Below are 19,696 nucleotides of genomic sequence, written 5' to 3'. Positions count from 1 at the left end.
GCCGCCGCCGCGCTGCGACGCGCAGCGCGTACTGATAAGGCGCCGTACGCGGCGCGTCGGCGCGTCGGCGGCGCGTAGGGAGCCGCCGCGGGCGCAAGTGGGTCCTGTTCGGCGGCAATGGCATCCGCTTTGGCGACGTGGTAGCACGGCCACCCATTCCTGTCTGATCGCTTTACGCAACGACCGAGCAGTGCTGGGCACGTCGTCTGCCCTACCGGACTGACCTCCCGCAGCCGAGCACGAATCAGCCCGGCACTCTGCCCGGTCAACCGGCTGTGGTCCCGTTCGAAGAACTCGTCGGAGTCGAAGTCCCAGCCGATCGTCACCAGCAGAACTCGCCGTGGCGAGCGTCGAGGACGGGTGGCCCAGTTCCAGCTGCCTGTCACGTCCGTAGACCGTGGCGCCGATCCTTCGCCTTGCGTTGTCCTTCCCGATCGCGGCGGGCTTGCTTATTCGAGGACTATCACCGCCCAGGTGGGAGTCAAGAGCGCCTACGGCGTCACTACGTGATGGGCATTCGCCCACTCTTGACACCCACCTGACCAGTGATCGAGCCGTCCTCAGCAAGCCCACCACGACCGGGAAGGACCCTCACCATGGCTAAGAACTGGATCGGCACCACGGTCTACTACTCCTGCGACCTCTGCTTCTCCGAGGCCACCGTCCTCGACGCCCGCCACGGCGAGTTCTGCCAGCGGTGCGCCGACCGCTACGACTTCGACTCCGACGAGTTCTTCGCCGCCCTCGACCGCATGGAGCGCTACGCCTGACCCAGCACAGGGGGCTTCGGCCCCCTCCACCTCTCAGTCCGGGCCATCCGTCAACGACGCCGGATAGCGGGTCGCCAACGACGCCGACCCCAGGCCCGGACCCTCAGGGCAGCTGTCCCGCACGGGGAATTCGTCCTTCCACCCGTGCGCGACAGCGCACCTAAATAGATCGCGCGACCTCCGGCCGCGTGGCCCTGCTGAATGGTGGCCTGCATTGTGTTCCCGCGCCCCTCACGCTTCAAGGGCGCCTACGGCGTCACTCCGTGATGGCTACGCCACCCTTGACCCGTGAGCCTCCACGCGTGAAGGGCAGGCCCTACGGGGCAGGCGGTGAAGCCAGCCCCCGATGAGTGCAGACCACCATTCAGCAGGGCCAAACCTCAGCGCAAGTCACTCGTAGTGGTATCGGCACGAGATGATCACAACTGCGTCATCCTCGACCGCGTACACGATCCGATGTTCAGCGGTGATCCGCCGCGACCAGTAGCCCGCTAGGGCATGTCTCAACGGTTCGGGCTTCCCCATTCCTTCATTGCCGTTGCGCCTGATGTCCTCAATGAGCTTGTTGATCCGGCGCAAAATCCGCCTGTCGTTACTCTGCCACCACTCGTAGTCGTCCCAGGCAGAATCGGTGAACGTCAGCTTCACTTGTCCACCTTGCGACGAGCTACCTCGCGTTCGGCTTCAGGATCCAGGTGCGTCAACAGTTGGCGGTACAAGCCTACGAAACTTGAGTACTGGTCGGGATCGAGTGCTTTCGCAAACTCTTTGATGCGGTCGGCGGCCTCAAGATCGAGCCAGCGAACCGCGATCCCTGGATACGCGACTTCAAGGTGTGGGTCGCGGGGGCCCTTTAAACGCACCTTCCGCCGCTGAGGGTTTGCCTGCTCGCCGACCTCGTCCTCATCGATGTCCACCAGCTCCCTTGGCGTTGCGATGCCGCCACGATGCTCTGCAATAGAACGTTCGAGGTGTCGGGCGTTAGCCGGATTGCCCAGCAGATACGCGGTCTCCTGTAACGCCTGATACTCACTCAGTGCGACAACGACGGCGGGTTCATGGCCCGCGCGAGTGACCACCACCTCTTCAAGGTCTTCGGTCGCACTGTCGAGAACCGATGCGAAGTTCGCACGGGCCTCGGTGTAGCTCATTGGCTTCATGCAAAACAATGTACAGGATGCTGTACAGGGATGTCGATGGCCGGGCCCGAAACCACACCGAAGCGAGATGGTCGTCCGCATATCCCGCCACTGGTCCGCAGTCCGCAATCTGTCCGCAGCAGTGCACAGCGCAACCAGCTACCGCCAACGAAGCCAACAAGCAAATCCACTGCTCGTCCGCCTATCGCGATCGGCCCCGACGACCGCCAATCCCTGCAAACGTCGAGAGGGACAATCTCAAAAACCGTTGTCCGAAAGGACGTGTGGGTTCGAGTCCCACACTCGGCACCAATGCTGGGATTGCCCTGCTTGCGCGCTTCGCGGCTGCGCCGGGGCATTGGTGTTCGCGCTCATCTGGGGGTGCAACCCCCAGACCCCGCCCGGCGGGGCTTCGCCCCCCGGACCCCCTTCCAGTGGCTGGCTTGGCTGCATCGCTCACGCTGGTCCTTCGGCAGCGTTTCAGGACTGCATGGGAAGACTTCGCGGCGATTCAGTGGCGAATCGCTTACCGGCAGTCTCGCTGCCTGCCGGATGACGGCTCGGCCTCCATCACCTCGTCGGCGGTGTCGGCGCGAACCTCGCCGCCGCGTGCGGCGAGCATCCGGATGAACCGACGTGGCGGCTCGCACGTACCTCGTAGGGTGGGGCGTAGGAGTGCGCGCCGTTGCGGAGGTTGCGGTATGCGGGTGAGCAGGATGACCGTGGATCTGTCCGGGTATCCGGATCTGGTCGTCGTCTACCTCGGGATGCGGGTGCGGCGGCCGCGGGGGATGCTGCGGCTGCTGGGGCTGGGGCCGAAGCTGTATCGGTCGCATCGGGACCGGCCGGACGGGCTGCTGCTGCACGAGGACGTCGTGTGGGGGTTGTTTCCGCCGCACTGGGGTGCGCGGCAGTACTGGCGCGATCTGGACAGCCTCGAGCGGTGGACGCGGTCGGAGCCGCACCGGGAATGGTGGGCGAGATTCCTGAAGGACTCGGGGGGGACGGGGTTCTGGCACGAGGCCTACTTCGCGCGCGGCGGCATCGACGCGATGTACGACGACATGGCGCCCGCGACGGGGATGGCTCGGTTCGCCCCGGTGGTCGCCTCCCGCGGGCCGATGTTCTCGACGCGCGGGCGAGTACATGGCGAAAAGGCGAAAGTCGCGCCGGTGATCGCCGAAAAGGCTTATTACCGAGATGAATACGAGTGAGTGAGCGCACAACGCCGCGATGACGGGTCGATGATTGAAGGTCGAATCGTCTGGGTAAGTACAGCGATAAGCCCGGCGCTCGATCGTGACGCGCATCGAGAATCCGCCTGAATACCCGGGTGAGCTTTGTGTACGGCACGCGACACCGAGATGAATATGTGTCTGCGCACCTGTGATTCGAACTCGCGCGCCTTCTGGTCGGCGACGGCCCGAATTACCGTATTCCCATGCACGTCCTGTTCGTCTGCAACGGCAATGTCTGCCGTTCGGTGATCGCCGAGCGGCTCACCCGCGCTCTCGCCGTCGAACACGACCTCGCCGGTCTCACCGCGGAAAGCGCGGGCACCCGCGCGCTGGTCGGATTCCCCATCGAACCGCTCACCGCGCAAACCATTTCCGGTCTCGGTGCGGATCCGGAGGGTTTCCGCGCGCGCAAACTCAAGCCGGAAATGATCGACCGCGCCGATCTCGTGCTCGCGATGACCGAACAAATCCGAGATCAAGCCGCCGACATGGCATTCGGCGCCGCCGCACGCACTTTCACGCTGCTGGAAGCGCACCGGATCGCCAAGGTCACCGGCGCGCGCACGGTCGCCGACCTGAATCTGGCCCGCAACGATCTGTCCTTGGTCGGCAGGGAGAACATCGCCGACCCGGTCGGTCTTTCCGAGGCCGCCTATTGTGAAGTCGGCGACCGCATCGCCGAAGCGCTGGTGCCGCTGATGCTCGCGCTGGCGCCGCACGCACAAACCCGGCCCGAAGACGACGACCGCACCGGACTCGTGCTGCAACCGGGCGCCGCGCCCGCGCCGCTCTCGGCTTTCCTGGCGGCGCATCGCATCCGGTGACGCGGCTCATCCCGTGACACAACGCAATCCGGTGGTTCAGCGCAATCCGCTGGCACCGGGCAACTCGATGACACAGCGCAACCCGGTGACACAGCGCAACCCGGTGACACAGCGCAACCCGGTGACACAGCGCAACCCGGTGACGCAGCGCAACCCGGTGACGCAGCGCAACCCGGTGACGCAGCGCAATCCGGCCGGACTCGGCGTCCGGCAAACACCGCGAAATCGGAACGCACGCCCGAAATCGCGCCCGGCTGTGTCGCGCGAGAGCACCGAGGCATTAAACTCCCGGCGGACAGCATCAGTCATTGGTGGTCCGACACACGACAGGAACCAGACATGCCGAGAATCTCGGATGTTTCGCTTCATGTTTATGTGACGCCAGAGATCCTCGAACAAGTCGTCGAGAGGGTTCGCGCGGTGGTGGACGACCACCTGCACGACCGCGACGTCTTCGCCTGGCGTTTCACATTGCCCGTCGACCCCGACGATCCCACCCACGTGGTGCTCGAAACCCAATGGCGCGGAAGCCATCCGGGCAGCGATCCGGACCCGCGCCGCACCTACGAGATCGCGCTCAGCCTGGTCGGCGCACCGCGCGATCTGACCGCCCCGAGCCTGGCCGCGCTGGAACGGCGGCTGATGATCGAAACATCCTGCGGCACCGCCGATCCCGATGTGCCGCGGACGATAAGCACGCAGCGCAGGGACAGCTTCGATTTCGAGACCGAGCGGGAAATCCTCTAGGCCCTGTCTCGAAGTCCGGCTAGCCTCCGAGACAGTGCCTAGCGCTTCTGGTCACCGACGCGACGGGAAGTGGCGGATCAGACCTTCCTGCACCGTGGTGGTCAGGAGTTCACCGCTGCGCGAGTAGAACCGGCCGGTGGCCAGGCCGCGCGAGCCCGCCGCGACCGGGGACTCGGTGGAGTACAGGGCCCAGTCGTCGAAGCGGAACGGACGGTGGAACCAGATGGAGTGGTTCACGGTGGCCGCGACGATCCGGTCCAGTCCCCAGGACAGGCCGTGCGTGGTGATGATCGAGTCGAGCACCGTGGTGTCGGACGAATAGCCGAGCGTGGCGACGTGGATCAGCGGATCGTCGGGCAGTGTGCCGTCGGCGCGCATCCAGACGCGGTTGTGGTTGAGCCGCTCCCCCGTGCCCTTCAGAATCCAGGCCGGGTCGTTGGTGTAGCGCATGTCGATCGGGTGCGGCGCGTTGACGAACATCTCCAGCTTGTCCTCCAAGCCTTCGAAGCTCTCCTCCACGCGCGGCAACTGCTCGGGATCCGGCACCTCGGGGTGGGGATGGGCGTGCTCCAGCCCCTTGCCCCAGTCCTGGAAGGCGGCCAGCATGACGAACAGCTCCTGATCGTCCTGCACCGCGGTGACCGTGCGGTTGGCGAAGGAGCGGCCGTCCCGGTGCCGGTCCACCCGGTACTCGATCGGCTGCTTCGGATCGCCGCCCCGCACGAAGTGCGCGTTCACGGCGTGCACGGGCCGGTCGCCCACGGTGCGACCGGCCGCCACGATCGCCTGGGCGACCAGCTGTCCGCCGAAGGTCCGGCTCCAGACCTTCTCCGGATGGTGACCGACGAAGACGTCGGTGTCCATCTGCTCGAGATCGAGCAGACCGAGCAACACATCCAGATCGGACCGCGTCGTCGGGTCTTGGGTGCCGACGTGGCCGCCTAGCGAAGCACTCACTCTAATGGTCCTCCTCACCGATACGGTGCACGTGGATCAGGTTGGTGGAACCGACAGTACCGGGCGGGGAGCCCGCCACGATGACCACCAGGTCACCCTTCTTGTATCGGTCCATCGACAGCAACGCCTGGTCCACCTGGTGGATCATCGCGTCGGTGGTCTTGACCGTCGGCACGATGAACGTCTCGGTGCCCCAGGTCAACGCGAGCTGGCTGCGCACCTCGGGCAGCGGGGTGAAGGCGAGCAGCGGCAGCGGGGTGTGCAGGCGGGCCAGGCGGCGCACGGTGTCGCCGGACTGGGTGAACGCCACCAGCGCCTTGGCGTTGAGCCGCTCGCCGATGTCGCGCGCGGCGTAGGAGATGACGCCGCGCTTGGTGCGCGGCACGTGGGTCAGCGGCGGCACCCGGGTGGAGGACTCCGCCTCGACCGCGTGCACGATTCGCGCCATGGTGCGCACCGTCTCGATCGGGTACGTGCCGACCGAGGTCTCACCGGAGAGCATGACCGCGTCCGCACCGTCCAGCACCGCGTTGGCCACGTCCGAGGCCTCGGCGCGGGTCGGGCGCGAGTTCTCGATCATCGACTCCAGCATCTGGGTCGCGACGATGACCGGCTTGGCGTTCTCCCTGGCCATCTGGATGGCCTTCTTCTGCACCAGCGGCACCTGCTCCAGCGGCAGCTCGACGCCGAGGTCGCCGCGCGCGACCATGATCGCGTCGAAGGCGAGCACGATCGCCTCGAGGTTGTCGATGGCCTCGGGCTTCTCCAGCTTGCCGATCACCGGGACGCGCCTGCCGACCCGGTCCATCACGTCGTGCACCAGCTCCACGTCGGAGGGCGAGCGCACGAACGAGAGCGCGATGAAGTCGACGCCGAGCTTCAGCGCGAATTCCAGGTCCTCGATGTCCTTCTCGGACAGCGCGGGCACCGAGACGTCCATGCCGGGCAGCGAGACGCCCTTGTTGTTGGAGACCGGTCCGCCCTCGGTGACCCGGCAGACCACGTCGTTGCCGTCGACGGCGGTCACCGTCAGGCCGACCTTGCCGTCGTCGACGAGCAGGCGGTCGCCGGGCTTGGCGTCCTTGGCCAGCTCCTTGTAGGTGGTCGAGACGCGGCTGTGGCTACCGTCCACGTCGTCTACGGTGATGCGCACTTCTTCGCCGGTCGCCCACACCGTACGGCCCTCGGTGAACCGGCCGAGCCGGATCTTGGGGCCCTGTAGATCGGCCAGGATGCCGACCGCTCTGCCGACGTGGTCCGAGGCCTGCCGCACCTTCTTGTAGTTCTCGGCGTGGTCCGCGTGCTCGCCGTGGCTGAAGTTCAGCCGCGCAACGTCCATCCCGCTCTCGACGAGTTCGCGGATACGGTCCTCGGTGGCAGTGGCCGGGCCGAGCGTGCACACAATCTTCGTCCGTCGCATCACGAGTAGAGCCTAGTCCTGCCGGGTGGCGTGGGCCCGTCGTGGCCTCGGTGAAGAATTGGTGAACTGGTCCTCACCTGGCGACGTGCCGGGACAGGTGGGTCTCCAGGCGAGTCTGACCGAAGCCGAGGATCAGGCAGATGACCCAGTAGTACAGCGCGGCCACCCCGTAGAGGGCGAAGAAGTCGAAGGTCGGCGCGGCCGCCAGCTGGGCGGTGCGCAGCAGTTCGGTGACCAGGATGGTCGACGCCAGCGAGGTGTCCTTGACCAGCGAGATGAGCGTGTTCGACAGCGGCGGCACCGCGATGCGCGCGGCCTGCGGCAGGATGATCAGCCGCAGCATCATCGGATACGACATGCCGAGCGCCTGCGCCGCCTCCCACTGGCCGTGCGCGACCGACAGGATCGCGGCGCGCACCACCTCCGCCGCGTAGCCACCGACATTCAGGCTGAACGCGATCACCGCCGCCGGGAACGGATCGATGACGATGTCGAACTGCGGCAGCGCGTAGAACACGATGAACAGCTGCACCAGCAGCGGCGTGCCGCGGATGATCGAGATGTAGAAGCGCGCGGGCGCGGACAGCAGCCAGGTCGGCGACATCCGCGCCAGCGCGACGAACAGCGCGAGCGCCAAACCGATCACGAAGCTGATCGCGGTGAGCGGAATGGTTTTGGTGACGGTGGCCTCGAGCATCGGCCACAGGTTGCGCCAGATCAGCTCCCGGGTCGCGGCGTCCACTGGCGGTTATTTGCTGACGTCGACGCCGAAGTACTTCTCCGAGATCTGCGCCAGTCTGCCTTCGGCGCGCAGCTCGTCCAGCGCGCGGTTCACCTCGGCGATCAACGGGTCGCCCTTTCGGGCGGCGAAGCCCATGGTGCTGGTCTCGCCGGTCTGCGCGGCGATCTTCACCGACTTGTCGCCGGAGGTCTTGGTGTACTCGTTGAACACCAGGTTGTCGTTGACGGTGCAGTCGACGCGGCCGTTCTTCAGCAGCTGGATGGCCTGCACCCAGCCCTCGACGGCCTCCACCTTCGCGCCGGCGCCCGCGGCGACGGCACTCCAGTTGCTGGTGGCGGACTGCGCGGAGATCTTGCCAGCGAGATCGGCGAGCGAGGTGATGGCGTTGTTGTCGGCGCGGGTGACGATCACGCCCTCGGAGGTCGTATACGGCTGAGAGAGCTCGTACTTGTTCTTGCGCTCCTCGGTGATCGAGACCTGGTTGGCGACCAGATCGAAGCGCTTGGACTCCAGGCCCGCGAAAATCGCGTCCCACGGCGTCTGCACGAACTCGACCTTGCGGCCGAGTTTATCGGCGACGGCGCGGACCACGTCGACGTCGTAGCCGGTGAGCGCGCCGTCGGAGCCCTGGTAGCTGAACGGCGAGTAGGTGCCCTCGGTGCCGACCTTCAGCACGTTCGGGTCGTCGCCGCTACCGCAGGCGGTGAGGCCGGTGGCGGCGACGATGGCGAGCATGGCGGCGGCGAACAGCTTGCGACGCACGAAATCCCTCTCTCCGGTGCGTGGACGGCCCCACACACGACACACAGATCCGGCCCAAGTTACGCCCGTCGCGGGCCGTTGCACAGTATTTCGATCAACGTGCGCGAAAGGTCGCGTCGCGGAAACACGAAGGGCGCCGCCTTGTCGGCGGCGCCCTTCGGCTGGCGATCAGTCCCGCAGGGGTCGCCCGTTGGCGTCGGGCACCTTGCCGGTGAGGATCATGATCCCGTCGATGAGCGCCCAGATACCGCAACCACCGCAGGTGACGATCTGCAGGATGCCGATGGTCGTGTACCCCAGGTAGAAGCGACCGATACCCAGGGTGCCGACCAGCAGCTGCAGAATGCCCGCGATCATCTTCTGCTTGTCGGACAGCGGCACGCCGAACGCGTCACGGCCGTACGGCGCCTCCGGATCGGCCGGGTTGTAGCCCTGCGGCTGACCGTACGGCGCGGCAGGCGGGTAACCACCCGGCTGCTGGCCGAACTGCTGCTGCTGACCGTACGGGTCGGCGGGCTGGCCGTACTGCTGGCCCGAAGCGTCCTTGTTCAGGTCCGGTCCCGTACCGGGCGGACCGTACTGCGGGCCGCCGAAGCCCTGGTTGTTCTGGTAAGGGTCGGTCACTCATGTCCTCCTCATCAAGTGGGCACCCATTGCTGGCCCCCGGTTCGACGATCGCCTCGACGGGCACGCCCGCGACGATCACCGGTCATTCTCGCCGGAATCGATCGATTTTGTCGCATCAGCGCCCATAGGGCACGGGGTCCGAGGAATTGGATTCCTCGGACCCCGTGTGGTTATCGCGCCCTGTGGTGAATGTGTTGCCTACGACCGCCGTCGATTTCGCGGTCGCGAGCTACTCGCCCTTGTCGGCGGTGGACTTCTCACCCACTCCGGCAGCGGACTTCGCGTCCTCGATGGACTCGTCCGCGTCCGGGGAGGCACCCGTCTCCGCGACCGCGGCGGACTTCTCGGCCGCAGTGGACTTCTCGCCTCCGTGCGGCGACTTCGCCGAGCTCGCTGCCGTAGCCTCGGTGGACTTCTCCGCGCTCATAGTCGCCGACTCGCCGCTGTCGGAGTTCTCCGACGTCGCCTCGCCGGGATCATCCAACCGGCCCGATTCCGAGTCCGATTCGCCCGCGTCGTCTTTCGCGGACTCCTTGGTCAGCGCCACGCCGCCCCCGGCCGTCGCCGCCGTTGCGCCCGCGGCACGCAACGCGCCGATCTGCCACGGCCACGGTCGGTTCATCGCGCCGGGTTGCAATTGCTCCGCGGTCTCGCGTCCCTTCGTGGCGAACACGAAATAGGCGATGGCCGCGAGGAAGACGAGCGCCGAGGTGAACGAGTTGACGCGGATGCCCGCGATCATGGTGGCCTCGTCGTCGCGCATCAGCTCCACGAAGAACCGGCCGAAGCTGTATCCCGCGACGTAGAGCGCGAACAGCCGACCATGGCCGATCCGCCAGCGCTTGTCGATCTGCACGAGCAGCACCACGACCAGCACGTTCCAGAGCAACTCGTAGAGGAACGTCGGGTGCACGATCTTCTCGACCACGTCGTTGGAGACGCCGTTCATCGGGTCGGGATCGCCGTTGGCGTCGAACCTCGGGTAGATCTCCAGGCCCCAGGGCACGGTGGTCTCGCGGCCGTAGAGTTCCTGGTTGAACCAGTTGCCGAGGCGGCCGATGGCCTGGGCCAGCAGGATCGGCGGCGCGATGGCGTCGCCGAAAGCGGGCAGCGGGATGCGGTACACCCGGCAGCCGATCCAGGCGCCGACGCCGCCGAGGAATACCGCGCCCCAGATGCCGAGCCCGCCCTGCCAGATGTAGAGCGCCTCGATCGGGTTGCCGCCCGCGCCGAAGTACTTCTGCCAGTCCGTGGCCACGTGGTAGAGGCGCCCGCCGACCAGGCCGAACGGCACCGCGAACATGGCGACGTCCAGCACCGTGCCCTGCTGACCGCCGCGCTCCTGCCAGCGCCGCTCGCCCCACCAGATGGCGACGACGATGCCGAGGATGATGCACAGGGCATAGGCCCGCAACGGGATCGGCCCGAGTTGCCACACGCCTTGCGGGGGGCTGGGGATATAGGCCAGCACATCGCTTCGTAACGTCACGGGGCCACCGTAGCCGAGGACCGGCGAAGCGCACGATCCGGCGGGCCTCCCGCCGCCTCTCGCCCCGGCCGTACGCGGGACTTCGACGGCCTCCACTCGGCACTACCGGCCGGGCGTGCCTCCGCGTTCGCCGCGGCCGTGCGCGCTCTGGACGGACTCCGCCCGAGGACAGGTCCTACGAGGCGACGGTCGCCGAGCGTACGCCGTCGGCGAGTTCGCGGGTCAGCGCGCGCACCGCGTCCAGCCCGTCGGCCGCCGCCGTGACCAGCGCCGAACCCACGATCACGCCGTCGGCGTAGCTGGCGATCTCGGCGGCCTGTGCGCCGTTGCGGACGCCGAGGCCGACGCCGATCGGGATGTCGGAGTGCGAGCGGACGCGAGCGCACAGTGCGGGCGCCGCGGAGGACACCACGTCGCGTGCGCCGGTGACGCCCATGGTCGAGGACGCGTAGATGAAACCGCGGCTCGCCTCGAGCGTCTTCACCAGTCGCTCCTCGGTGGAGGACGGCGCGACGAGGAAGATGCGGTCCAGATCGTGCGCGGCCGAGGCGACGAACCAGTCGTCGGCCTCCTCCGGGATGAGGTTCGGCGTGATGAGACCCGCGCCGCCCGCCTCGGCGAGATCGCGCGCGAAACGGTCGACGCCGTACTTGAGCACCGGGTTCCAGTAGGTCATCACCACGGCCTTGCCGCCCGCCTCGGCGATCGACTCGACCACCGTGAACACGTCGCGCACCCGCACACCGCCGCGCAGCGCCTGCTCGGCGGCGGCCTGGATGGTCGGGCCGTCCATCACCGGGTCGGAGTAGGCGACGCCGACTTCGATGATGTCGCAACCGGATTCGACCATCGCGCGGCAGACGTCGATGGAACCGGCCAGGTCCGGGTAGCCCGCGGGCAGGTAGCCGATGAGCGCGGCCCGGTTCTCCGCGCGCGCCGCGGCGAAGGTGTTGGCGAGACGGGACTGCTGACTCACGACTCGGTCTCCTGCGGTGCGTCGAACAGCCCGAACCAGCGGGCCGCGGTGTCCATGTCCTTGTCGCCGCGGCCGGACAGGTTGACCAGGATGATCGCGCCGGGGCCGAGTTCCTCGCCGAGCTTCAGCGCGCCCGCCACGGCGTGCGCGGACTCGATCGCCGGAATGATGCCCTCGGCGCGGCTGAGCAGCAGCAGCGCGTCCATCGCCTCGGTGTCGGTGATGGGCAGGTACTCGGCGCGGCCGATGTCCTTGAGGTAGGCGTGCTCGGGGCCGACGCCCGGGTAGTCCAATCCCGCGGAGATGGAATGGGATTCGATGGTCTGACCGTCCTCGTCCTGCAGCAGGTACGAGTAGGCGCCCTGGAACGCGCCCGGCGTGCCGCCGGTGAAGGTCGCGGCGTGCCTGCCGGTGTCGACGCCGTCGCCCGCCGCCTCGTAGCCGATCAGCCGGACGGCCGGATCGTCGAGGAAGGCGTGGAAGATGCCGATCGCGTTGGAGCCGCCGCCGACGCACGCGGTCACCGCGTCGGGCAGCCTGCCGGTCAGGTCCTGCACCTGCTGGCGCGCCTCGAGGCCGACGATGCGCTGGAGGTCGCGCACCATGAGCGGGAACGGGTGCGGGCCCGCGGCCGTGCCGAAGCAGTAGTAGGTCTGTTCGGCGTTGGTGACCCAGTCGCGCAGCGCCTCGTTGATGGCGTCCTTGAGCGTCTGCGAGCCGGTGGTCACCGAGATGACCTCGGCGCCGAGCAGCCGCATCCGCGCCACGTTCAGCGCCTGGCGGGCGGTGTCGACCGCGCCCATGTAGATGACGCAGTCCAAGCCGAGCAGCGCGCACGCGGTGGCGGTGGCGACGCCGTGCTGGCCCGCGCCGGTCTCCGCGATGACACGGGTCTTGCCCATCCGCTTGGCCAGCAGCGCCTGGCCGAGCACGTTGTTGATCTTGTGCGAGCCGGTGTGGTTCAGGTCCTCGCGCTTGAGCAGGATGCGCGCACCGCCGGCGTGCTCGGCGAGCCGCTTGCACTCGAACACCGGCGAAGGACGTCCGGTGTAGTCGCGCTGCAGGCGGTCCAGCTCGTCCAGGAAGGTGTGGTCGGCGCGGCACTTCTCGTACTCGGCGGTGACCTCCTCGATCACCGCCATCAGCGCCTCGGGCACGTGCCTGCCGCCGTAGACGCCGAAGTGGCCGCCGAGATCCGGTTCGTGCGAACTCGGATGAGCGACGCCCGCGCTGGCCTGGGGTAGTCCGTGCACCGCCATCACCGGCCCCGTCGGGCCGGCTTGGGGCAGGACGGGTGGGTGCCCGCGGTCACCAGCTCCGACACTGCCGCGCGCGGATCGCCGCTGGTCACCAGACCCTCGCCGACGAGCACGGCGTCCGCGCCCGCACCGGCATAGGCCAGCAGGTCGGCGGTGCCGCGGATGCCGGACTCGGCGATCCGGATGACCTCGGTGGGCAGCCCGGGAGCGATGCGTGCGAACACGTCGCGGTCCACCTCGAGCGTCTTGAGGTTGCGGGCGTTCACGCCGATCACCGACGCGCCCGCGGAGAGCGCGCGGTCGGCCTCTTCCTCGGTGTGCACCTCGACCAGCGCGGTCATGCCGAGCGATTCGGTGCGATCGATGAGCGAGGAGAGCACGTCCTGCTCGAGCGCCGCGACGATCAGCAGGATGACGTCGGCGCCGTGCGCGCGTGCCTCGTGGATCTGGTAGGGACCGACCACGAAATCCTTGCGCAGGATCGGGATGTTCACGGTGGCGCGCACCGCGTCCAGGTCGTCGAGCGAGCCGCCGAAACGGCGTCCCTCGGTGAGCACGCTGATGATGCGGGCGCCGCCGTCCTCGTAGGCCTTGGCCAGGCTCGCGGGATCCGGGATGTCGGCCAGCGGTCCCTTGGACGGGCTCGCCCGCTTGACCTCGGCGATGACGCCGATGCCGTCTTCCAGGAGTGCGGCGCGCGCGTCCAGCGGGGCGGGCGCGGCGGCGGCTGCGGCCTTGATGGCGGGGAAGTCCAAGAGGGCTTCCCGTGCGGCCACATCCGCGCGGACCCCGTCGAGAATCGAGTCGAGTACCGTCATCTGGCTCGAATCCTTTCTGGGGAGACGGACTTGCTGCCTGAGAATCCCCCCAGGCGCTGTCTCACCGATGCTGACAAAGAATAAATGGCCTTACCTCTTGTCTTGCCGCCGGGGTTCAGCTCCGCGGCCGACCTGCGGTCGCACCATGCGGGGAACCCACGGGACGTGGTCTGGGCGGTCACGTCAGCCCGCACCGCCGTCCGCCGCACGGTCGCGCGGGTTCGACGCGGCGGTGTCGGGCGAATCGGGCTCGTCTCCCTCGCGCGCAATCGGATTCACGTTTTCGCGCGATTCGGACACCGCGCGGTCGCCCGAATCCGGCATCGCGCCGGGCGTGTCGTCCGTCGGATCGGTGCCCGCGTCCAGCGCGTCCCACAGCACCCGCTCGGAGAGTTGCCCGGAGTCGTCCGCGGCGCGCCGCTTGGTCACCTCTTCGGTGGCGGCCTCGCGACGGACCACCGGACTCTCGTACTTTCCGGAGAGCCTGCCCGATTCCCTCGGCATCCTGGCGAGCAGGACACCGGCGGCGAACGCGGCGAACGCGGCGGCCAACGTGAGCACCGCGGGCAACGGGGCGGTAATCACCTCCGTGACCGTGGCGCGGCCGGGCAACTCGGCCAGCGCGGCGGCGCGCTCCGCCGTCGCGCCCTGTCCGGTGAGCAATGCGAAGGCGGGCACGGCGGTCACCGCGGCGACGAGCGCGACGAGCACACCGACCATCCGGCGCAGCCATCCCTTGGTGGCGAGCAGCGCGGCGATGGCCGCGAGCAGCACCAGCGCCAGCGGGGTGAGCGCCCCGAACCAGACGCTGCCGTTCAGCTCGTCGGTGCGCGGTTCGGTGAGCCCGTCCGAGGACGACACCGTCACCCAGGTCAGCCTCGACGAGCCCCACATCAGCGCCGCGGCGAGCGCGAGAAGCACGATGGCCCCGACCGGGTACCGACGTCCTTCGGCGCGGCCGGGGGGCGCGACCGCCTCGGCCGCGGACGACTCGTCGGGTTCGGCCGAGGCGCGCGGATGTCGGTCGGGTTCGTTGGTCATAGGGTTCCGCCGTCTCGGTTCGCCGCATCGGCATCGCCCGTGGGCGCGGCATCGGCTTCGGAGGCGGAACCCGCAGCACCGTACGCGCGCACGGTCTCGGCGGCGGCGACGGCCTTCAGCACCGCCATCGCCTTGTTGCGCGATTCCACGTCCTCGTAGTCCGGGTCGGAGTCGGCGACCACGCCCGCGCCCGCCTGGACGTAGGCGACGCCGTCCTTGAGCAGGGCGGTGCGGATGGCGATCGCGGTGTCCGCGTCGCCCGCGAAGTCGAGGTAGCCCACGACACCGCCGTAGACGCCGCGCCGCGTCGGCTCGAGTTCCTCGATGAGTTCCATCGCGCGCACCTTCGGCGCACCCGAGAGCGTGCCCGCCGGGAAGCAGGCGCTCACCGCGTCCAACGCGACCTTGCCCGGCTTCAGCCGTCCCGACACCGTCGACACCAAGTGCATGACGTGGCTGTAGCGCTCGATATGCCGGTACTCGGTGACGCGCACCGTGCCCGGCTGGCAGACCCGCCCGAGATCGTTGCGCCCGAGATCGACGAGCATCAGGTGCTCGGCGTTCTCCTTCTCGTCGGCGAGCAGGCCCTTCTCCAGCAGCAGGTCGTCCTCCTCGGTGACGCCGCGCCAGCGAGTGCCCGCGATCGGGTGCGTGGTCGCCACGCCCTCCTTCACGGTCACCAGCGATTCCGGGCTGGAGCCGACGATGGAGAAGGCGGTGCCGCCCTCGCCGTCGGGGACGTGGATCAGGTACATGTACGGACTCGGGTTGGAGGCCCGCAGCATCCGGTACAGGTCGAGCGGCTCACCGTGGTAATCCATCTCGAACCGCTGGGAGAGCACGACCTGGAACGCCTCGCCCGCCTCGATCTCCTTGACCAACCTGCGCACGCCCGCGCCGAATTCGTCGGAGGTGCGCTGGCGGCGGTACTGCGGCTCGGGCTGGTCGAAGACCGAGACGGTGGACTGGGCGGGCGCGGCGAGCGCCTCGGTCATCCGGTCCAGCCGCGCGACCGCGTCGTCGTAGGCCTCGTCGACCCGGTCGGCGGTGCCGTTCCAGTTCACGGCGTTGGCGATCAGGGTGATGGCGCCCTCGTGGTGGTCGAAGGCGGCCAGGTCGGTGGCCAGCAGCAGCACCATCTCGGGCAGTCGCAGGTCGTCGGCGGCCAGGTTGGGCAGCCGCTCGATGCGGCGCACCGCGTCGTAGCCGAGGTAGCCGACCATGCCGCCGGTCAGCGGCGGCAGATCGGGCAGCCGCTCGGTGCGCAACAGTTGCAGCGTCTCGCGCAGCGCGAGCAGCGGGTCGCCGCCGGAGGGAGCGTCCACCGGGATGTTGCCGAGCCAGGCCGCTTCGCCGTCCACCACGGTCAGCGCCGACGGGCTGCCCGCGCCGATGAACGACCAGCGCGACCAGGACCGTCCGTTCTCGGCGGACTCGAACAGGAAGGTGCCCGCCCGATCGGCGGCCAGCTTGCGATAGGCCGACAGCGGAGTTTCGGAGTCCGCCAGCACCTTTCGGGTCACGGGGACCACCCGGTGTTCCGCGGCGAGCAGATGGAACTGTTCGCGGGTCGTGGTGGTGGGAGTGGACGCGCCAGGCATTCCTCCATCATCCCAGGGCGGACGCTCGGACTTCGTCCGGCCCGGTCCAAGGCCGCCATCGGCGCGTCGCCGCCGACTCGCGCGCCCGTGAGCCGTGGGCGCGCGCGTCCCTACTCTCGCCGCGTCGGCTTCGAGCGACCCACCTCCCGGCCCGGCGATCGGCGGCCGAACGGACAGTACCGAGCGTCCAGTACGCCCGGTACTGTTCTGATCTATGCGCAAAGGCCAGCTCGCCCCACAGTTCGAGCTCCCCGATCAGTCCGGCACCGTCCGCTCCCTCGACGAATTGCTCACCGAGGGACCGCTGGTGCTGTTCTTCTACCCGGGCGCCAATACCCCGATCTGCACCGCGGAGGCATGCCACTTCCGTGATCTGTCCGCGGAATTCACCGCGCTCGGGGCGTCCTGCGTCGGCATCAGCACCGACGCCGTGGACACCCAGGCGGGCTTCGCCACCAAGCAAAGACTCGACTATCCCCTGCTGTCCGACCGCGACGGCGCGGTGGCCGCGCAGTTCGGCGTCAAGCGCGGACTGCTCGGCAAACTCGCGCCGGTGAAGCGGCAGACCTTTGTCATCGACACCGACCGCACCGTGCTCGAAGTGATCACTGGAGAGTTGCGGGCCGACGCGCACGCCGACGAAGCGCTGGCCTTCCTGCGCGAGCGCGTCCGCTGAGCGTTTTTCCTCCTTCGCTCCGGCCGTGCGCGGCCGGAGCGGACACCGTCCGGTAGCGCCGACGAGGCGAAACGCCGACGCGCACCGCCGTCCGGAGACCGACCGGTCGGCCTACGCTGAGACCATGACTTCGAGCGAGGTTCGGCCGGACGGCCAATCCAGCGCGTCCGTCTGGCGCAATCGGATCATCGGCGGCGTGGTCCTGTTCGTGGCCCTCATCGTCACCTACCTCATCCTGGCCGCCTTCATCCCGCGGTGGTGGGCCCAGCGGCTCGCCGAGATGGTGAACGGCAGTTTCGCCAAGGGCATCGGCTGGGGACTGCTCCTCGGCGGCATGTGCACCCTCGTCCCGCTGTTGTTGCTGCTGTTCGCGGTGCTGATGTGGCGCAAGCGGGCCGGCAAGTTCCTGGCGGGCGCGGCGGCGGTGCTGGCCGTCCTCGTGGCGATACCGAATCTGATGACACTGACCATCGTGCTCGGCGGCAACAACGCCGCCCACGCGGGCGAGCGCATCCTGGACGTCGACGCGCCCGCGTTCCGCGGCGCGTGTCTCGTCGGCGCGGTGCTCGCGGTGCTGTTCTTCCTCGGCGCGGTGTACCTCGCCACGCGCCGCGGAATGCGGCGCAGGAAGGCCGCGTCCGCGACCGCCCCCACGCCGGACACGACCCCGACACACCACGACCACCTGTGAATGAACTCACGACATCGGTGATCTGTATGACCCTCGAGCGAAGTCGTGGCAAACTCGTCGACGCGAGTGACCGTGACTACGCTTCTCAATAATCGATAGGCTCCCTAACTACCCCCACGTCACTTGGCTCGAAAGAAGGCGCATAGTGACGAAGTGGCTGGATCCCGTGGAACAACGGGCTTGGCGCGCGGTCGTGGCGCTGATGACGCGGCTGCCGAGCGCCTTGGATACCCAATTGCAGCGCGAATCCGGAGTCACTCATTTCGAGTATTGGGTTCTGACGTTGCTTTCCGAGGAACCGGGACATCGGCTCCAAATGAGTGACCTTGCCCACAAAGCAAATGCCTCGCTATCGCGGCTGTCCCATGTGGTTTCCAAGCTGGAGCGATTGGGCTGGGCGCAACGCTCGTCGACGGTGGGTCGCCGCGGCGTCCAAGCGGTCCTCACCGACGACGGCTATCTCAAGGTCGTGGAGGCGGCGCCCGGCTATCTGGACGCGGTGCGGCGCTTGGTTTTCGATGGGTTGGACGCCACGCAGAAGGCGCAGCTCGCCGATCTCAGCGAGATCCTCGCGCAGCGGCTCACCGAGGTGATCGGTCAGCTCGCCTCGACCGACGGCGCCGCCCGAGGTGACCGGTCGACCGAGTGAACGCCTGATCCGTCAGCTGGGTTCGCCGAGCAGCACGTCCGAATCGAAGCAGGTGTGGGTGCCGGTGTGGCACGCGGCGCCCTCCTGGTCCACGACGAGCAGGACGGTGTCGCCGTCGCAGTCCAGCCGCACCTCGTGCACGTACTGGGTGTGACCGGAGGTCTCGCCCTTGACCCAGTACTGCTGGCGCGAGCGCGAATAGTACGTCGCCTTGCGCGATTCCAAGGTGCGAGCCAGGGCCTCGTCGTCCATCCAGGCGACCATCAGCACATCCCCGGTGCCGCGCTCCTGCGCGACGGCCGCGACGAGCCCCGCGTCGTTGCGCTTGAGACGGGCGGCGATGGCGGGGTCCAATGTCATGTCACCGTTATAACAGGGCCGTCGCGGCGTCGGTCCGGCGCGTGCGGCGCAGCGCTGCGAGTACCTTGCGCCGCTGGTCCTCCGGCCACCAACACCCTAACGTTCTCGCCGACTGGCGTCCGGCGGGACCGCGCACTCAGCGAACGACGATCTTCTCCGCGCGCATGGAGTCCTTGACCTGGCCGATGGTGAGGTCACCGAAGTGGAAGACGCTGGCGGCGAGGACGGCGTCCGCACCAGCCTGCACCGCGGGGGCGAAGTGTTCGACGGCCCCGGCGCCACCGCTGGCGATGACCGGCACCGAGACGGCGGCACGGACCGCGCGGATCATCGGCAGGTCGAAGCCGGTCTTGGTGCCGTCGGCGTCCATCGAGTTCAGCAGGATCTCGCCGACCCCGAGTTCGGCGCCGCGCACGGCCCATTCGACGGCGTCGATGCCGGTGCCGCGCTTGCCGCCGTGCGTGGTGACCTCCCAGCCGGAGGTGGTGTCGGGCTGGCCGTCGGGCACGGTGCGGGCGTCGACGGAGAGCACGATGCACTGCGAACCGAATCGCTCCGACATCTCCCGCAGCACCTCGGGCCTGGCGATCGCGGCGGTGTTCACCGAGACCTTGTCCGCGCCCGCGCGCAGCAGCCGGTCCACGTCCTCGACGGTGCGCACGCCGCCGCCGACGGTGAGCGGGATGAAGATCTGCTCGGCGGTGCGGGTCACCACGTCGATCATGGTGCCTCGGTCGCCGGTGGAGGCGGTGACGTCGAGGAAGGTCAGTTCGTCGGCGCCCTGGGCGTCGTAGAGCGCGGCCAGCTCGACGGGATCGCCCGCGTCGCGCAGGTTCTCGAAGTTGACGCCCTTGACCACCCGGCCCGCGTCCACGTCCAGACACGGGATCACGCGTACGGCCAACGTCAT

General features: G+C 68.3%; 23 protein-coding genes. 8 read left to right on the top strand and 15 right to left on the bottom strand.

Annotation, left to right across the window (positions count from 1 at the left end):
- Positions 1-596: 596 nt before the first annotated feature.
- Complete coding sequence (locus AB0H49_RS33005; protein WP_357256764.1) at positions 597-770, top strand: hypothetical protein; 174 nt, start codon at positions 597-599, stop codon at positions 768-770.
- A gap of 390 nt (positions 771-1,160) precedes the next feature.
- Here AB0H49_RS33005 and AB0H49_RS33000 read toward each other — a convergent pair whose 3' ends face one another.
- Positions 1,161-1,418 carry a Txe/YoeB family addiction module toxin gene (locus AB0H49_RS33000; RefSeq protein WP_357256762.1) on the bottom strand — a complete coding sequence of 86 codons (258 nt, stop codon included), beginning with the start codon at positions 1,416-1,418 and terminating at the stop codon, positions 1,161-1,163.
- Complete coding sequence (locus tag AB0H49_RS32995; protein WP_357256760.1) at positions 1,415-1,930, bottom strand: type II toxin-antitoxin system prevent-host-death family antitoxin; 516 nt, start codon at positions 1,928-1,930, stop codon at positions 1,415-1,417. The genes AB0H49_RS33000 and AB0H49_RS32995 overlap by 4 nt, the downstream gene beginning before the upstream one ends.
- A gap of 680 nt (positions 1,931-2,610) precedes the next feature.
- Between AB0H49_RS32995 and AB0H49_RS32990 the strand changes: the two genes are divergently transcribed.
- The 4 genes from AB0H49_RS32990 to AB0H49_RS32975 all read left to right on the top strand — a co-directional run bounded on the left by AB0H49_RS32990 (position 2,611) and on the right by AB0H49_RS32975 (position 4,718).
- Complete coding sequence (locus AB0H49_RS32990) at positions 2,611-3,123, top strand: DUF4188 domain-containing protein (protein ID WP_355004111.1); 513 nt, start codon at positions 2,611-2,613, stop codon at positions 3,121-3,123.
- A 227-nt stretch (positions 3,124-3,350) separates the two neighbouring features.
- The gene (locus AB0H49_RS32985) at positions 3,351-3,971 is read left to right on the top strand and encodes a low molecular weight phosphatase family protein (protein ID WP_355004112.1); all 621 of its coding nucleotides are present in this window, start codon (positions 3,351-3,353) and stop codon (positions 3,969-3,971) included.
- 13 nt (positions 3,972-3,984) lie between these two features.
- Positions 3,985-4,350: a hypothetical protein gene (locus AB0H49_RS32980; protein WP_357256757.1), complete on the top strand. Its 366-nt coding sequence runs from the start codon at positions 3,985-3,987 to the stop codon at positions 4,348-4,350.
- Entirely contained in the window at positions 4,347-4,718 is a 372-nt protein-coding gene (locus tag AB0H49_RS32975) for a hypothetical protein (protein ID WP_355004114.1), read from the top strand. Before AB0H49_RS32980 ends, AB0H49_RS32975 begins: the two co-directional genes overlap by 4 nt.
- Positions 4,719-4,769: 51 nt before the next feature.
- On the opposite strand, the gene AB0H49_RS32970 is transcribed toward AB0H49_RS32975, so the two are convergent.
- The 11 genes from AB0H49_RS32970 to AB0H49_RS32920 all read right to left on the bottom strand — a co-directional run bounded on the left by AB0H49_RS32970 (position 4,770) and on the right by AB0H49_RS32920 (position 16,410).
- Positions 4,770-5,582: an acyl-CoA thioesterase II gene (locus AB0H49_RS32970; protein ID WP_357256769.1), complete on the bottom strand. Its 813-nt coding sequence runs from the start codon at positions 5,580-5,582 to the stop codon at positions 4,770-4,772.
- Between the two features lie 94 nt (positions 5,583-5,676).
- Positions 5,677-7,098 carry a pyruvate kinase gene (gene pyk, locus AB0H49_RS32965; protein ID WP_355004115.1) on the bottom strand — a complete coding sequence of 474 codons (1,422 nt, stop codon included), beginning with the start codon at positions 7,096-7,098 and terminating at the stop codon, positions 5,677-5,679.
- 70 nt (positions 7,099-7,168) lie between these two features.
- Positions 7,169-7,837, bottom strand: a complete 669-nt coding sequence (locus AB0H49_RS32960) for an amino acid ABC transporter permease (protein WP_357256755.1) — start codon at positions 7,835-7,837, stop codon at positions 7,169-7,171.
- Between the two features lie 6 nt (positions 7,838-7,843).
- On the bottom strand, positions 7,844-8,599 hold the full coding sequence (locus tag AB0H49_RS32955) for an amino acid ABC transporter substrate-binding protein (protein ID WP_357256753.1): 756 nt from the start codon (positions 8,597-8,599) through the stop codon (positions 7,844-7,846).
- 168 nt (positions 8,600-8,767) lie between these two features.
- Positions 8,768-9,223: a TM2 domain-containing protein gene (locus AB0H49_RS32950; protein ID WP_355004117.1), complete on the bottom strand. Its 456-nt coding sequence runs from the start codon at positions 9,221-9,223 to the stop codon at positions 8,768-8,770.
- A 232-nt stretch (positions 9,224-9,455) separates the two neighbouring features.
- Positions 9,456-10,715: a prolipoprotein diacylglyceryl transferase gene (lgt, locus tag AB0H49_RS32945; RefSeq protein WP_357256751.1), complete on the bottom strand. Its 1,260-nt coding sequence runs from the start codon at positions 10,713-10,715 to the stop codon at positions 9,456-9,458.
- Between the two features lie 175 nt (positions 10,716-10,890).
- Complete coding sequence (gene trpA, locus AB0H49_RS32940) at positions 10,891-11,691, bottom strand: tryptophan synthase subunit alpha (protein WP_357256749.1); 801 nt, start codon at positions 11,689-11,691, stop codon at positions 10,891-10,893.
- On the bottom strand, positions 11,688-12,950 hold the full coding sequence (trpB, locus tag AB0H49_RS32935) for a tryptophan synthase subunit beta (RefSeq protein ID WP_355004120.1): 1,263 nt from the start codon (positions 12,948-12,950) through the stop codon (positions 11,688-11,690). Before trpB ends, trpA begins: the two co-directional genes overlap by 4 nt.
- Positions 12,950-13,768: an indole-3-glycerol phosphate synthase TrpC gene (gene trpC, locus AB0H49_RS32930; RefSeq protein WP_067846729.1), complete on the bottom strand. Its 819-nt coding sequence runs from the start codon at positions 13,766-13,768 to the stop codon at positions 12,950-12,952. The genes trpB and trpC overlap by 1 nt, the downstream gene beginning before the upstream one ends.
- A 183-nt stretch (positions 13,769-13,951) precedes the next feature.
- A complete protein-coding gene (locus AB0H49_RS32925; RefSeq protein WP_355004121.1) occupies positions 13,952-14,809 on the bottom strand; it encodes a TIGR02234 family membrane protein in 858 nt (285 codons plus the stop codon).
- The gene (locus AB0H49_RS32920) at positions 14,806-16,410 is read right to left on the bottom strand and encodes an anthranilate synthase component I (RefSeq protein WP_355004122.1); all 1,605 of its coding nucleotides are present in this window, start codon (positions 16,408-16,410) and stop codon (positions 14,806-14,808) included. The genes AB0H49_RS32925 and AB0H49_RS32920 overlap by 4 nt, the downstream gene beginning before the upstream one ends.
- A gap of 214 nt (positions 16,411-16,624) precedes the next feature.
- On the opposite strand from AB0H49_RS32920, the gene AB0H49_RS32915 reads away from it, so the two are divergent.
- The 3 genes from AB0H49_RS32915 (at position 16,625) to AB0H49_RS32905 (ending at position 18,426) form a co-directional block, all read left to right on the top strand.
- Entirely contained in the window at positions 16,625-17,086 is a 462-nt protein-coding gene (locus AB0H49_RS32915) for a peroxiredoxin (RefSeq protein ID WP_355004123.1), read from the top strand.
- Between the two features lie 124 nt (positions 17,087-17,210).
- Entirely contained in the window at positions 17,211-17,777 is a 567-nt protein-coding gene (locus AB0H49_RS32910; RefSeq protein WP_357256745.1) for a permease, read from the top strand.
- Positions 17,778-17,979: 202 nt separating this feature from the next.
- Positions 17,980-18,426, top strand: a complete 447-nt coding sequence (locus AB0H49_RS32905; protein WP_357256768.1) for a transcriptional regulator — start codon at positions 17,980-17,982, stop codon at positions 18,424-18,426.
- Between the two features lie 12 nt (positions 18,427-18,438).
- Here AB0H49_RS32905 and hisI read toward each other — a convergent pair whose 3' ends face one another.
- Complete coding sequence (gene hisI / locus AB0H49_RS32900) at positions 18,439-18,786, bottom strand: phosphoribosyl-AMP cyclohydrolase (RefSeq protein WP_097248387.1); 348 nt, start codon at positions 18,784-18,786, stop codon at positions 18,439-18,441.
- Positions 18,787-18,922: 136 nt separating this feature from the next.
- The gene (gene hisF / locus AB0H49_RS32895; protein ID WP_357256743.1) at positions 18,923-19,696 is read right to left on the bottom strand and encodes an imidazole glycerol phosphate synthase subunit HisF; all 774 of its coding nucleotides are present in this window, start codon (positions 19,694-19,696) and stop codon (positions 18,923-18,925) included.

Origin of the sequence: Nocardia sp. NPDC050713, assembly GCF_040654315.1 — a bacterium.
Classification (GTDB): domain Bacteria; phylum Actinomycetota; class Actinomycetes; order Mycobacteriales; family Mycobacteriaceae; genus Nocardia.
Note: the sequence above shows the minus strand (reverse complement) of the source record. Positions and strands in the feature narration are given on the sequence as shown.

Excerpts from the sequence above, each read along its gene's own strand:
- AB0H49_RS33005 (WP_357256764.1), top strand. The coding sequence starts at position 597 with ATGGCTAAGAACTGGATCGGCACCACGGTCTACTACTCCTGCGACCTC.
- AB0H49_RS32995 (WP_357256760.1), bottom strand. The coding sequence starts at position 1,930 with ATGAAGCCAATGAGCTACACCGAGGCCCGTGCGAACTTCGCATCGGTT.
- AB0H49_RS32990 (WP_355004111.1), top strand. The coding sequence starts at position 2,611 with ATGCGGGTGAGCAGGATGACCGTGGATCTGTCCGGGTATCCGGATCTG.
- AB0H49_RS32985 (WP_355004112.1), top strand. The coding sequence starts at position 3,351 with ATGCACGTCCTGTTCGTCTGCAACGGCAATGTCTGCCGTTCGGTGATC.
- AB0H49_RS32970 (WP_357256769.1), bottom strand. The coding sequence starts at position 5,582 with ATGGACACCGACGTCTTCGTCGGTCACCATCCGGAGAAGGTCTGGAGC.
- trpB (WP_355004120.1), bottom strand. The coding sequence starts at position 12,950 with ATGGCGGTGCACGGACTACCCCAGGCCAGCGCGGGCGTCGCTCATCCG.
- trpC (WP_067846729.1), bottom strand. The coding sequence starts at position 13,768 with ATGACGGTACTCGACTCGATTCTCGACGGGGTCCGCGCGGATGTGGCC.
- AB0H49_RS32925 (WP_355004121.1), bottom strand. The coding sequence starts at position 14,809 with ATGACCAACGAACCCGACCGACATCCGCGCGCCTCGGCCGAACCCGAC.
- AB0H49_RS32920 (WP_355004122.1), bottom strand. The coding sequence starts at position 16,410 with ATGCCTGGCGCGTCCACTCCCACCACCACGACCCGCGAACAGTTCCAT.
- AB0H49_RS32915 (WP_355004123.1), top strand. The coding sequence starts at position 16,625 with ATGCGCAAAGGCCAGCTCGCCCCACAGTTCGAGCTCCCCGATCAGTCC.
- AB0H49_RS32910 (WP_357256745.1), top strand. The coding sequence starts at position 17,211 with ATGACTTCGAGCGAGGTTCGGCCGGACGGCCAATCCAGCGCGTCCGTC.
- AB0H49_RS32905 (WP_357256768.1), top strand. The coding sequence starts at position 17,980 with ATGACGCGGCTGCCGAGCGCCTTGGATACCCAATTGCAGCGCGAATCC.
- hisI (WP_097248387.1), bottom strand. The coding sequence starts at position 18,786 with ATGACATTGGACCCCGCCATCGCCGCCCGTCTCAAGCGCAACGACGCG.
- hisF (WP_357256743.1), bottom strand. The coding sequence starts at position 19,696 with ATGACGTTGGCCGTACGCGTGATCCCGTGTCTGGACGTGGACGCGGGC.